The sequence below is a fragment of the Clostridium sp. CM036 genome (assembly GCF_055081135.1).
This window is the reverse complement of sequence record NZ_CM143652.1, coordinates 292137-305045: the sequence shown is the minus strand read 5'-3', so window position 1 is coordinate 305045 and position 12909 is coordinate 292137. Positions and strand designations below refer to the sequence as shown.

Genomic DNA, 12909 nt, shown 5'->3' with positions numbered 1-12909 from the left:
TTTATATATATTATAATTCTAAAAATTCCCCTATAAAAATTGTAGAACTAAGAATACAGTAAAAACTATAAAACATATAGAATAACTTATACTTAAATAATCCTTAATGCATGCATCATCAACCTTGTCACTATAACCACCATAACTTTTCAGATAGTGCATGTCATTACCATTATAATGAAAATAAAAATTAACAGATTCTATATACGCGGCTAAAATATCAACATTTAGAATAGGTTTATTCCAAATATTATTAGCGTAATCTCCTTTAAAATCTATCTTTACTTTTTGGTTTCTAAAAACATAAATTATATATAAAAATATTTCTGCGATTATTGCTGGGATTATCGTAGCACATGTCAGCAATATACCTAGTATGTTCAATTCCTTGTCAAGGCTTATAATATAGAGTAAAGTAAATACAATAGCTGCGCCATTTCCTAGTATTAGAATATAAAATAAAGGCGCAATAAATCCGCATATAAGTGATCTAGATATAGTAGATATTGTGTCGTAAAAATGCTTTCTTTCAGTATTATTTAAACTTTTCCGCTCTGTATTACTTATATCTATTACCATAAACGCTGTTATAGCATTAAATACTTGATTGCTTTTTATAAAAGTAACGCCTGCCAGAAAAGTAATCCCACTATATATAGCTATTACTCCACATAAATATAAAAACTGCAGCATATATATACTCTTAATTTTTTCCTTCAACTTTACATTAATAAAACCAAACAACCCTTGCCTATCTACTCTCCATAGCAATATACTAATTAAACATCCAATTGTATATCCCATTCCCATTTTCATCCCTCCTATGATTATATGATAGTGTTAACACTATTTTTGTTTATCTATTTTAAACCCTGTTTTTTTCATAAGTTAGTTACCACTATCGATTATATTATTATGTACTTACTAATAATATATGAAGGGTTTGCTTTAATTAAAACCATTTTTTAATTATTTCTGGCAAGCAAAAATAAGACATACTATTAGAAGTACATCTTATACAAAAATAAATTTATTTGACCCGAAGGTTATTAGCCATTTGCCGGATTTGCTCAGCAGTTTTTAAAGTAGTAGATCTAAGTTAAAGCTCTCTTTGAGTTACAACACCATGTGAATCCATACTAAAATTGTCTTTTCTCATACTCTTAACTTCACCTTTAGTTTCTGCAAGTTCACGCTTCAAATTTTCCTGATCAACTGATATAACATCAGTTTTATGCTCTAAAGATCTCAATATTTGAGGAATAACCCCCAAATCTAATGGACATCAATAGCTATTTTATAGCGGCTAAAGCTTTAAAATCTAGTCGTGCAGCTGAATCTAATAAATAAGATGATATTTTTGCACCCTCTATTCTAAGTTCATTTAAATCACTAATTATTTCATTAGCAGTTCCTATGCCTATACCATGTCCAAAATAAATCCCATTACCTAGGTCTATAACATTTTCTCCTTGCCATTCAGGCCTTACTGGATCTACATCGGGGTTATTAAAGTATCTTCTATCCCCTGGGAAATAATCACTTTGCTTCTCTAAATAACCTGCACTCTCAAGCATTTTATCCATATAATGCCAATTCATTAATTGTATTTCTGGAAACAATTCATTGAAAAGTTTTTCAGAAAATATATTAAGCAATGCTTGATAATAAATAATGATTATTGCAGTGGCACATTCAGTACCATATTTTGAACTATTTATAGAAATATCCTCAATGGCTGCACTGGGAGTTATTCCCTTTTTTAATATAAACCCCCCTTCATCAGTACGATCCCAATAATCAAGATTACACATTGATTTACGAAAGGTTTTAAAGGACATATCACCTTCATTGAGTTTTTTAGCAGCAATAACAATATTATTTCGTAATTTTAACTCGAACTGTAATTGATCTAATGAATCATATTCATACTTTTCTTTACTTAAACCCATCTTTCTAATGATATCTTTCTCAATATTATTTGGTTTATATTCATTTATAAAAGTATCAGATTTATAAGTATTGTTGGAAATTATTATCATTTACTAACCTCCCTATATTCCTTATATTAAGAACAATAATTATAGATTACTAATCTCTTAAGCTAGCTTTTGCAATGCGTACTTGTTTATTTATGGAATGGTTAATCCATGATTTCCATAAATATATGCTTTCATGATGAATTCTAAGTGAGAATCTCGATAACAATAGCTTGTTGTTTTCATCTAAGTTGTTAAAATAACCTAATAAGTTCTTTTCTTTTGCAGTGTATGGTATGAGTGGTTTTTTAGTATAAAGTGATACCCGTCTGCACAGATATTTTGCATCTAAAACTACGATATAGGGTATTGGTTTACTGGTTCTTTGAAAACTTTCCCCAGTAAAATATAAAAACGGATAATTCTCTTTAAGCCAGTAAAAAAAAGCTTTATGTTGTTTACTACCTTCTCCCACATTCATATCTATGGAAGGTACAAAGTCTAGAAGTTTGCGTGCCAATTTAACATCGTTTACGTCATCTGAATCTAAATAATTTGCAATTAACATTAAGCTACAGGGCTCTCTTGCTTGGAAGAAAGCCCAAATTAGATCATGAGTAAAAAGACCTTCTCTATTTCTAAAAAAAATCATGTCTACTATAGTATGTAAAATCGTTTTATCCTTGTGGGTTTTTATTAAAAGTCTGGCAGTAAGATCTAAAAATTCATCATGCTGATTGCTTAACCCATGCTGAGCTATTCCTTTTTCAAACATATCTTTCAAATCAGAGTGAGAAATTTCTTTATGATTAGAATGTAGATATTCTATTTTTGAAGAAATTGAGGTGTTTACGCTATCTAAATACATATAATCTCCACCTTCATATTTTATTTTTGATTTTTATATAAATAAATGGCTACATCATATAGTATTATCAATGTAGCAATTATGTTAAAAGTATTATATTAAAATGATCAAAAAATATAAATAGATGGATTTATTTTTTAGAAATCACTACTATCCCAGCAGACTGTTGTACCCTTGATTGACTCATTACCATTGATAGTACACTTATATCCGTTAAAACGCCTCCCGTTAACTGTTCCTAAAATCTTAATTGTTGTATCTCGGCAATAGCCTAAGTCGTTCTATTGTGAATAAACTTTACAAATTTCTGTTTATCTTCTGTTAATTCATCATCAAATTTCTTCATTATTGAATTTATTATTTGATTTTTTGATGAATCAAAAGAAAATTCATCCACATTTTTTATTGGAAGTACATTTGGAGAGGTTCCGGAAATAAACAAACCCGTCAATGATTCAAGGTCCCTTTCATGGATGTTTTTTTCTTCAAACACGATATTTAACTTTTCGCAGGTTTTTATAACAAATTGTCTTGTAATGCCAGGTAATACATTTGCAACCTTTGATGTTACGACTGTTGAGCCTTCGACCATAAAAATATTAGATTTACTGCCCTCCGTAATAAATCCCTCATCATCCACTAAAATTGCTTCATATACGTCTTTACTATTTATTTGCTCATTTACTTTGTCTCTAAAAACACTATTAATAACTTTAGCATTTGGGTTACTTCGCTCTCCATGATAAGTAATAGTTTTTACGCCTTCCACGTACTGCTCTTTTGAAGGGTAAGAATGTGGCAAAAAATATAATAAAACCTTTTCATTAAAGTCATTTTTATTATTGCATTTCTCGTCGCTTGGGCTATAATTTATAACTAATTTTATATTTCCAACCTGAGCTTTATTCTTATATATTAGTTTAAGAATTTCATTTATAATTTCATCCCTAGTAATAGTTAAATTGTATTTCATAATTTTTGCGGAATCGTAAAGACGATCTAAGTGTTCCATAAGAAAAATGGGGATTCCGTCACTTATCCTTATAACTTCATATAATGATTTCCCTTTACTTCTATGGTAATTTTCAAATTCCTCACATTTTTTAATTTCCCCTCCGAATAAAAAATATGCATTTATACACTTATCCATATAAACCCCTCCTTGTTTTTTTGAAAGATAGATTAACTAATTGTATCTTATAATAATTAATATCAACCCATCACGAGTAATACTAATTTAAAGTAACCTCTATAAATATCCTACTACTTCCATTTTAAAATTTCAATCTTATCCTGTGTTTTTTTGAAGTTTATTAAATAAGGATGTCCCACTAAATTAAAAAGAGGTAAATCTGATAGAGAATCAGAAAACATATAGGAGTTTTCAAAATCAATTTCGATATTTTCTATCTTCAAGATTTCTTTTAGTCTCTTTACTTTTTCTTCCCCTTTGCAATTTTCTCCTGAAATTTTATTTCTATGTAAGCCATTCTCCTTAACGAACCTCGTCCCTATTACTTTATCCACTTCCTTTATATTATAGAATTCATTTAAATAGAATTCAGCAGATGCAGAAATTAAATAAATTTTGTATCCCTGTATCTTCATTTTTTTTATGGTATCTATAGCATCTTTATATAATATTTTGCTTAAACGTGTTTCATAAAATTCTTTGACTATCTTTTTCATTTCATTTTCTTCTATGCCATCAATAAATCTTATAAAGGTTTTTTTAGCTTTTGAAGCATCATATATCTTAAAAACGTAAAATATAGATGAAAATATACTTTTAGGCAGATATCTTATGAATTTAGGGTTCTTTTTTATCATAAAAAAATAGAATTCTACTAAAGTCTCGCGTTTTGTTAAAGTGTAATCCACATCAAAAATAGCTAATTTTTCTTTCATTATTTATCCTCCTTTAATCCTCTCCTGGGCCGCCGCAATATTACTTTTAAAGCAACAATATTAACATTATTACCATAAGATCGCTATTAATTCTTTTAAAAAAACTTAAAAAGAGCCGATGCATTTGCAACGACTCTTTTTAAGAATTACTTTTCGCTTTTAATCAATTCTTCATAATATGCAGTTACTTCTGCGAATTCTTCATCTTCAGGGATAACTAACTCACCTGTTTCTTCATCTCCAATTACTTTGAAAAGATATATTGAATCATCCTCAGGATTTTGAACTAGCGCAAATTCATTATCTTTATAAGTAAATCCATCTACTATTTCACAAGGAACTATGTTCCCATTTTCATCTTCTAAATCTACTGTTAAAGCTTCGCCCTCGCCACAACCACATCCACAACCTTCATTCTCGTCATGTTCGTGACCACCGCATCCACAGCCTTCATTCTCGTCATGTTCATGACCACCGCATCCACAACCTTTATTTTCTTGGTCCTGTTCGTGATCACCGCATCCGCATCCGCATGATGTTTTTTTATCTTCATTCATAATGTAGTACCTCCTACTTTGAGTATAGTTTAATTCTACCCTAAATGATAAAATAATAAAAGGGTTTTTTGAATTCTTTTTATTATTTTATTTAAAAGTAAAAGGAAGATGAAATTTAATCCATCTTCCTTTTACTTTATAATTTTAAATACTATTTTTCACTAGCAAGTTTTTTGTATCCTGCTAATCTTTCCTTAGCATCATTTTCTGTTTTAACAAATAATTCTTCTGCTACTTCTGGGAATGTTTTTGCTAGTGAAGAATATCTTACTTCACCCATTAAGTATTCTCTAAATGAAGTAGTTGGTTCTTTAGAGTCTAATATAAATGGATTCTTTCCTGCTTCTTTTAAAGTTGGATTAAATCTATACATAGCCCAGTATCCAGATTCAACAGCTCTCTTAGTTTCAAGTTGTGTACAACCCATTCCAACCTTAAGACCGTGATTGATACATGGAGCATAAGCAATTATAAGTGATGGTCCTTTATAAGCTTCTGCTTCTTTTATAGCTTTTAGTGTTTGAGCTTTATCAGCACCCATAGCTATTTGAGCAACATAAACGTATCCGTAAGTCATTGCCATCATACCTAAATCTTTTTTCTTAGTTCTCTTACCAGTTGCTGCAAACTTCGCAACAGCAGCAGTTGGAGTAGATTTTGATGATTGACCTCCTGTATTTGAATATACTTCTGTATCAAATACAAATATATTTACATCTTCACCAGATGCTAATACATGATCAACTCCACCAAATCCTATATCATAAGCCCAGCCATCTCCACCAAATATCCATTGAGATTTTTTAACTAAATGATCTCTCTTACTGAATATTTCTTTTAATGCTTCATTATTGTCTTTTTCAGCGTTTAATAATGGTAGCATTTTAGATGTTGCAGCTTTTGAACCCTCAGCATCTTCCTTATTTTCAATCCATTCATTAAGAACTGATTTTAATTCATCACTTGTTTTCATTGTTAATGCTTCTTTAGCTGACATTTCAACTTTATTTCTTAATTGGCTAGTTCCAAGGAACATTCCAAATCCAAATTCAGCATTATCTTCAAATAATGAGTTAGCCCAAGCTGGTCCCTTACCACATTTATTAACTGTGTATGGTGAAGCTGGTGAACTTCCTCCCCAAATTGAAGAACATCCTGTAGCGTTCGCAATGAGCATTCTATCTCCAAATAATTGAGTAATAAGTTTAGCATATGGTGTTTCTCCACATCCAGCACAAGCTCCGCTGAATTCCATTAATGGTTGCTCAAATTGGCTTCCCTTAACATTTGATGTTCCCATTGGATTTTCTTTCTTAGGTAAATTTATATTGAATTTCCAATTTGGCATTTTATCTACTTGAGACGCATATGGCTTCATGATTAAAGCTTTTTCTTTTGCAGGGCATACTTCTGCACAGTTACCACAGCCGCTACAATCTTCATTACTTATACCTATTGAAAAATGTAGACCTTCAAAACCCTTACCAACACCTTTTTTACTTTCATAAGTCTTTGGAGCATTTTTAAGTTCTTCATCATTTGTTAAGAAAGGTCTTATTACAGCATGTGGACATACATACGCACATTGATTACATTGTATACATTTATCTACTTGCCATTCTGGTACATTAACAGCAATTCCTCTCTTCTCAAATGCAGCTGTTCCTGGCATTAGTGTTCCATCTTCTATCCCAACAAATGCACTAACTGGTAAAGAGTCTCCTTCTTGTCTGTTCATTACATCAGCAATATTTTTAACGAAATCTGGTCTAGCTTCTTCTGTTTCATTATTATCTTTAACAGTTTTCCAGCTCTCTGGAACATTAATTTTAACAACTGATTGAACACCTTTATCAATTGCTGCATTATTCATGTTAATAACTTTTTCGCCTTTTTTACCATAAGATGTAATAACAGCTGCTTTAAGATACTTAACTGCATCTTCTACAGGGATAATGTCTGCAAGTTCAAAGAAAGCAGATTGCATTATCATGTTAACTCTTCCGCCAAGACCTATCGCTCCAGCTATTCCAACTGCATCAATAGTATTGAAGTTGATATTGTGATTAGCAATATATCTCTTCATTGAAGCTGGTAAATGTATTTCTAAATCTTCCATATTCCATATGCAATTTAATAGGAATGTTCCACCATCTTTAATTCCTTTTAAAACATCATATTTAGTTACATAAGCTTGATTACCACAAGCAACATAGTTTGCAGAACTAATTAAATATGTTGATTTTATAGCTTTCTTACCAAATCTTAAGTGAGAAATTGTTACTCCACCTGATTTTTTAGAATCATATGCAAAGTACGCTTGAGCAAACATATCTGTATGGTTTCCTATAATTTTTATTGCACTTTTGTTAGCTCCGACAGTACCATCTGATCCAAGGCCCCAGAATTTACATTCTTTAGTTCCTTCAGGTGTTGTTGTTATAGCTTCTCCAATTGTAAGTGATTTGTTAGTAACATCATCAACTATTCCTATAGTAAAGTTATTTACTGGAGACTCCGCTTTTAAAGCATCATATACAGCAACAATTTGAGCTGGAGTAGTATCTTTTGAACCGAGTCCATATCTTCCACCAACTATAACTGGTCTGTTTTCTTTATCAAAATAAGCACTTCTAACATCTTGGAATAATGGTTCTCCAATTGATCCTGGCTCTTTTGTTCTATCAAGTACTGATATTTTCTTAACTGTTTTAGGTATGTATTTAAAGAAATGATCTAATGAGAATGGTCTGAAAAGATGTACTTTAAGCACTCCAACCTTTTCTCCTTTTGCATTTAAATAATCTATAGTTTCTTCAATTGTTTCACAAACTGATCCCATTGCTATTATTATTCTATCTGCATCAGGTGCACCATAGTAATTAAATAAATGGTAGTCAGTTCCGATTAATGAATTTATTTTTCCCATACATGTTTCAACTTTTTCTGGAAGAACATCATAGAATGTGTTTGAAGCTTCTCTTCCTTGGAAATAAACGTCTGGATTTTGTGCTGTTCCACGAGTTACAGGATGTTCTGGATTCATTGCACTATTTCTAAATGCTTCTAGTGATTCTTTGTTTAACAAACTTCCTAGAGTTTCATAATCCCATGCCTCAATTTTTTGTATTTCATGAGAAGTTCTAAATCCATCAAAGAAGTTCACAAAAGGAATTTTCCCTTCGATAGCTGTTAAATGAGCAACTGGTGAAAGATCCATTACTTCTTGTACACTATTAGATGCAAGTAAAGCAAATCCAGTTTGTCTTGTAGCCATTACGTCTTGATGATCTCCAAAAATATTAAGTGCGTGAGTAGTTAATGCTCTAGCAGCTACATGGAATACTCCAGGTAAAAGTTCTCCTGCTATTTTATACATATTTGGGATCATTAATAATAATCCTTGAGAGCAAGTAAAAGTTGAAGTTAATGCTCCTGTTTGAAGTGAACCATGAACTGCTCCTGCAGCTCCCGCTTCTGATTGCATTTCCATCATTTTAACTTTTTGACCAAATACATTCTTTGTTCCTTTAGCTGCTAATTCATCACAATACTCTGCCATTGTTGAAGATGGTGTTATTGGGTAAATTGCTGCCACATCAGTATATGCATAGGCAACGTGTGCTGCTGCTGTATTCCCGTCCATAGTTTTCATTTTTCTCATTTAATAGGCCTTCTTTCTTAAATAATTTTATCAGAATTACAAATAAGCGTATTGTATTAAAAATAACTCTACACCTAAAATAATAACTTTCTAACAGGTTTTGTGCAAAACTAGCTAACACTCCTAAGCATTAGCTAGCCATGATAGGCTTTTATAATCTACATAATTTGCAAACTACCTCATTATTACATATTTCTGTAATAAAAAGTTACTTAGCTAACATTCTACCCATTTCTTCTGCTTTAACTAATTGTTCATTAGTAGGAGCTTCATTAACAGTTAAGCTTTGTATAACATTAAATTCATATTCTTTCATTAGACTTACCCATTTGTTCATAAATTCTCCATTATCCCATCCATAAGATCCAAATAAAGCTGTGACTTTATTATTAATTGGGATTAATTTAAACTTATCAATAAAAGGTTGCATCTCTAGTTGATCAATTCTATTATTATCCATTGATGGACTTCCAAACGCAACTGCATCTGCTCTAGTTACATCTTCAACTGTAGCTTCACTAGCTAATTTAACTAGAACCTCAGCCCCTGCATCTTTTGCACCTTTAGCAATGTGATTAGCTAAAACTTCAACGTTTCCACCATTGCTCAAATAAATTATTGTTAATTTTTTCATTACTATCACCCCATACTTTCATATTATTAGATAGTTTATATTACCCCTTAATTATACATCAAAATGAAAAATATTCAAGTTTTTTTGTTATAATTGGTGTATTCTTCTTTATTTTTTTCATACAATAATAAAACAACTGACTTCCACTAGCATCCTACTGTACGTTTACATATTAGTATATATCAATTTTAGCCATTAATTGTTATTTTTTTATCAATACTATAAGGTCTTACCCGTTATTCTAGCTTATATTTTTCTCCACTCTTAACAATTACAGACTCGTATCCTTTTAAATCTAATAATTCTTTAAAACTTTTTTGAGAATTTTCGTCACCATGTACAAGAAAAACCTGTTTAGGTTTTCCCTCAATATTTTTTATCCAATTAATTAAACCATTTCTATCTGCATGGCCAGAAAGGCTTTGCAAATTATATATTGACGCTGCAACCGAAATATCTTTCCCAAAAATTTTTACCATTTTATTCCCTTCTAAAATTTCACGACCCAAAGTACCCTCAGCTTGATATCCTACAAATACTATTGAGCTTTCGCTTCTCCATAAATTATGCTTTAAATGATGTTTTATTCTACCTGCATCACACATTCCGCTTGTAGATATTATTACTATCCCCCTTTGCATTTTATTTAATTCCATAGATTCTTCTGAGGAATGAGTAAATTTTAACCCCTCAAAATCCAGTATGTTAGTATCATGTTTTTCTAATTCCTTTGCCTCATCATCAAAAATTTCTCTGTTATTTTCAAATATTTTTGTCGCTTTTTCCGCAAGAGGACTATCCACATATACGTAGCAGTTTTTAACCAGCCCCTCTTCAATATACTTATTCAATGCATATAGAACCTCTTGGGTTCTACCTACTGCAAAAGATGGGATTATAACATTTCCTCCTCTATCGAAAGTTTTTTTTACTATATCTGATAATTCTTTCATTACATTTTCGAAATTATTATGCACTTTATCTCCATAGGTTGTTTCCATAATTACATAGTCTGCAGCGCCAATAAATGTAGGATCATTTATAAGCGGTATGTTAAAATTACCCAAGTCACCACTATAAACAAGTTTAATATTTGAGCCTTCTTTCTCTTCCATTTGAAGCTCTATAATAGCTGACCCCAATAGATGCCCTGCATCCTTAAAGATAACTGTTAATCCATCGAAAGGTTTTATTTCTGCGTTATATGAATAACTTTTAAAGAGTTTTAAACATTCTTCTGCAATTTTGGAAGAATACAATGTTTCTTTAGGTTGTAACCCTCTTTCTTTGAGTTTTCTATTTTTCCACGCTACTTCCATCTCCTGAATATGACCACTATCTGTTAGCATCACCTGACATAATTCCATTGTAGCTTTTGTGCAAATTATTTCGCCTTTAAATCCCTTCCTATATAGTAAAGGAATTCTACCACTATGGTCTATGTGAGCATGAGATAATATAACTAAATCTATATCTTTCGGGTTAAATTGAAACTTTTCATTTTTTCCATGGTCTCCGTCTCTTCCTTGGTATAATCCACAATCCAATAAAATAGTTTTATTTCGCACTTTTATCAAATGACATGACCCTGTAACGCATTCTGCTGCTCCTAAACATTGAAGTTCCATCTTTTTTCTCCTTTATTTTACATTGTAAAAATATTTTATATTTATATAATAAGCAAAAACATATTCTTATAATTACAGTTTGCACTCTTTTTTGTTTTTTATATAAAAAATGTTGCTTTTTAAATAATATTTATGATTTTATTAAATAAAAAAAGATGAAGAAATTTTACTTTCTTCATCTTTTCCTATATTTTTCTATTAATTCTACTATTAAATCAATGCTTTTTTCAGTGTTGCTAGAATTCATTTTTTCAATATATTTATACCTACCATTATACAGTTCTTTAATTTTCATTTCTAAATTTTCAGGCGTTAACTCCTCGTCTTGAATAACTATACTATAACCGCTTTTTTCAAAAGATTTTGCATTAAGTATTTGATCGCCACGGCTAGCCTTAGCTGATAATGGAATTAATAAATTAGGTTTTCTAAGTGCTAAGAGTTCAAAAATGACATTTGCTCCTGCTCTAGAGACTACAATATCTGCACTAGCTAATAAATGAGGCAATTCATCCGTCGTGTATTCAAACTGCTTATAACCATTTTTACTTTGGAGTGATTTTTCAAAATTACCACTTCCACAGATATGAATAATATTATACTCCAAAATTAATTTTTCAAGCATTGACCTCACAACTTCATTTATAACTTTAGAGCCTAAACTACCACCAATAATCATTAATGTTGGCTTTTTATTTTTAAATCCACATATTTCATTCCCTTTTATTTTACTTCCTTCAAACAATTCGTATCTTATAGGATTACCAGTTATTACCCCTTTCCCATTTTTTATTTCATTTAATGCTTCTGGAAAAGTTACACATACTTTTGTGCAGTAAGGAGCTACTAATTTATTAGCAAGTCCTGGTGTAATATCACATTCATGAGCAATTACAGGTACTTTATTAAAAAATGCAGCAAGCACTACAGGTACGGAAACAAATCCACCTTTAGAGAAAACAATATCCGGTTTTTGTGTTTTTATTATTTTTTTTGCTTCAAATATACCCTTAATTACTTTTAAAGGATCTGTAAAGTTTTTCACATCAAAATATCTTCGGAGTTTCCCGCTAGATATAGGATAATACTTTATATTTTCACTCTCTATTATCTTTCTTTCAATACCTTCTTTTGTACCAATATATTCAACTTCATAACCTAGCATTTTAAGTTTTGGTATAAGTGCAAGATTTGGTGTTACATGTCCTGCTGAACCGCCACCGGTCATTATTATTTTGTGTTTTTCCACTTTAACACCCCTTCTAAAAAACATACTTTATGCAGTATGTACTAAATCATTATATACCAATTAGACTAAAAAGTTTAGTATTTATTAAAAATCATCTTATCCATAATTTCCTAAAGGGTTTATAATTTTCAAAATCACCCTTCAATTCACTAATATAAAAATCGAATATAGGGATAAACTACTATCATAAAGTAATTACAAAAAAAAAGGAGGGAATTTATTATGGCAAACAGAAATTTGGTACCACAAGCAAAAGCAGGTTTAAACAAATTTAAAATGGAAGCTGCTCAGGAAGTTGGTGTTAATCTAACAGAAGGTTACAACGGAGATCTTACTTCTAGACAAAATGGATCTGTTGGCGGACAAATGGTTAAAAAGATGGTAGAACAATACGAAAAGAACTTATAATAAGAAACACTATG

Annotated in this window: 12 protein-coding genes; 1 reads left to right on the top strand and 11 read right to left on the bottom strand. The window is 30.8% G+C overall.

The window, feature by feature from the left end; genetic code table 11:
- Positions 1–30: 30 nt before the first annotated feature.
- From ACWJKE_RS01340 to ACWJKE_RS01290, 11 genes are all read right to left on the bottom strand, one after another.
- A complete protein-coding gene (locus ACWJKE_RS01340; RefSeq protein WP_216302469.1) occupies positions 31–810 on the bottom strand; it encodes a hypothetical protein in 780 nt (259 codons plus the stop codon).
- A 289-nt stretch (positions 811–1099) separates the two neighbouring features.
- On the bottom strand, positions 1100–1252 hold the full coding sequence (locus ACWJKE_RS01335; RefSeq protein ID WP_462959106.1) for a hypothetical protein: 153 nt from the start codon (positions 1250–1252) through the stop codon (positions 1100–1102).
- Between the two features lie 40 nt (positions 1253–1292).
- The gene (locus tag ACWJKE_RS01330; protein WP_220285941.1) at positions 1293–2042 is read right to left on the bottom strand and encodes a protein-glutamine gamma-glutamyltransferase; all 750 of its coding nucleotides are present in this window, start codon (positions 2040–2042) and stop codon (positions 1293–1295) included.
- 49 nt (positions 2043–2091) lie between these two features.
- A complete protein-coding gene (locus tag ACWJKE_RS01325; protein WP_216302466.1) occupies positions 2092–2847 on the bottom strand; it encodes a hypothetical protein in 756 nt (251 codons plus the stop codon).
- 271 nt (positions 2848–3118) lie between these two features.
- A complete protein-coding gene (locus ACWJKE_RS01320) occupies positions 3119–3997 on the bottom strand; it encodes an aminotransferase class IV (protein ID WP_216302465.1) in 879 nt (292 codons plus the stop codon).
- A 113-nt stretch (positions 3998–4110) separates the two neighbouring features.
- Positions 4111–4755 carry an HAD-IB family hydrolase gene (locus tag ACWJKE_RS01315; RefSeq protein ID WP_216302464.1) on the bottom strand — a complete coding sequence of 215 codons (645 nt, stop codon included), beginning with the start codon at positions 4753–4755 and terminating at the stop codon, positions 4111–4113.
- 146 nt (positions 4756–4901) lie between these two features.
- Positions 4902–5312: a DUF1292 domain-containing protein gene (locus tag ACWJKE_RS01310; protein ID WP_165412130.1), complete on the bottom strand. Its 411-nt coding sequence runs from the start codon at positions 5310–5312 to the stop codon at positions 4902–4904.
- Between the two features lie 151 nt (positions 5313–5463).
- Positions 5464–8976, bottom strand: a complete 3513-nt coding sequence (gene nifJ, locus ACWJKE_RS01305; protein WP_216302463.1) for a pyruvate:ferredoxin (flavodoxin) oxidoreductase — start codon at positions 8974–8976, stop codon at positions 5464–5466.
- 208 nt (positions 8977–9184) lie between these two features.
- Positions 9185–9610 (bottom strand): flavodoxin, encoded by a 426-nt coding sequence (locus tag ACWJKE_RS01300; protein WP_216302462.1) that lies wholly within the window; start codon positions 9608–9610, stop codon positions 9185–9187.
- Between the two features lie 236 nt (positions 9611–9846).
- Complete coding sequence (locus ACWJKE_RS01295) at positions 9847–11238, bottom strand: MBL fold metallo-hydrolase RNA specificity domain-containing protein (RefSeq protein ID WP_216302461.1); 1392 nt, start codon at positions 11236–11238, stop codon at positions 9847–9849.
- A gap of 175 nt (positions 11239–11413) precedes the next feature.
- Positions 11414–12487: an undecaprenyldiphospho-muramoylpentapeptide beta-N-acetylglucosaminyltransferase gene (locus ACWJKE_RS01290; RefSeq protein ID WP_216302460.1), complete on the bottom strand. Its 1074-nt coding sequence runs from the start codon at positions 12485–12487 to the stop codon at positions 11414–11416.
- A gap of 222 nt (positions 12488–12709) precedes the next feature.
- Between ACWJKE_RS01290 and ACWJKE_RS01285 the strand changes: the two genes are divergently transcribed.
- Entirely contained in the window at positions 12710–12895 is a 186-nt protein-coding gene (locus tag ACWJKE_RS01285) for an alpha/beta-type small acid-soluble spore protein (RefSeq protein ID WP_165412135.1), read from the top strand.
- Positions 12896–12909 lie beyond the last annotated feature (14 nt).

Coding starts and splice junctions, on each gene's coding strand:
- ACWJKE_RS01340 (WP_216302469.1), bottom strand. CDS start 810: ATGGGAATGGGATATACAATTGGATGTTTAATTAGTATATTGCTATGG.
- ACWJKE_RS01330 (WP_220285941.1), bottom strand. CDS start 2,042: ATGATAATAATTTCCAACAATACTTATAAATCTGATACTTTTATAAAT.
- ACWJKE_RS01325 (WP_216302466.1), bottom strand. CDS start 2,847: ATGTATTTAGATAGCGTAAACACCTCAATTTCTTCAAAAATAGAATAT.
- ACWJKE_RS01320 (WP_216302465.1), bottom strand. CDS start 3,997: ATGGATAAGTGTATAAATGCATATTTTTTATTCGGAGGGGAAATTAAA.
- ACWJKE_RS01315 (WP_216302464.1), bottom strand. CDS start 4,755: ATGAAAGAAAAATTAGCTATTTTTGATGTGGATTACACTTTAACAAAA.
- ACWJKE_RS01310 (WP_165412130.1), bottom strand. CDS start 5,312: ATGAATGAAGATAAAAAAACATCATGCGGATGCGGATGCGGTGATCAC.
- nifJ (WP_216302463.1), bottom strand. CDS start 8,976: ATGAGAAAAATGAAAACTATGGACGGGAATACAGCAGCAGCACACGTT.
- ACWJKE_RS01300 (WP_216302462.1), bottom strand. CDS start 9,610: ATGAAAAAATTAACAATAATTTATTTGAGCAATGGTGGAAACGTTGAA.
- ACWJKE_RS01295 (WP_216302461.1), bottom strand. CDS start 11,238: ATGGAACTTCAATGTTTAGGAGCAGCAGAATGCGTTACAGGGTCATGT.
- ACWJKE_RS01285 (WP_165412135.1), top strand. CDS start 12,710: ATGGCAAACAGAAATTTGGTACCACAAGCAAAAGCAGGTTTAAACAAA.